This window comes from Pseudoalteromonas sp. P1-25 (assembly GCF_001401805.1).
GTDB lineage: Bacteria > Pseudomonadota > Gammaproteobacteria > Enterobacterales > Alteromonadaceae > Pseudoalteromonas.
Genome location: NZ_LKDW01000138.1, coordinates 1 through 227, shown reverse-complemented (window position 1 = coordinate 227; position 227 = coordinate 1). Strand labels below are relative to the sequence as shown.

The following is a 227-nucleotide window of genomic DNA, read 5'->3' as shown; positions in this document are numbered from 1 at the left end:
GTAAAGAATGGTGGGTCATGATGGACTTGAACCATCGACCAATGGATTAAAAGTCCACTGCTCTACCAACTGAGCTAATGACCCGCTCTATGTGCTTACCCTTTAAGTGAGCTGCGTAAATCCGCCGATTGAACCAAACTTTATCTTAATAAAGAATGGTGGGTCATGATGGACTTGAACCATCGACCAATGGATTAAAAGTCCACTGCTCTACCAACTGAGCTAAT

General features: G+C 43.2%; 1 tRNA gene. It reads right to left on the bottom strand.

Annotated features, from left to right (window positions below):
* Positions 1 to 8: 8 nt before the first annotated feature.
* A tRNA-Lys gene (locus AN393_RS19890) sits at positions 9 to 84 on the bottom strand.
* Between the last annotated feature and the right edge of the window lie 143 nt (positions 85 to 227).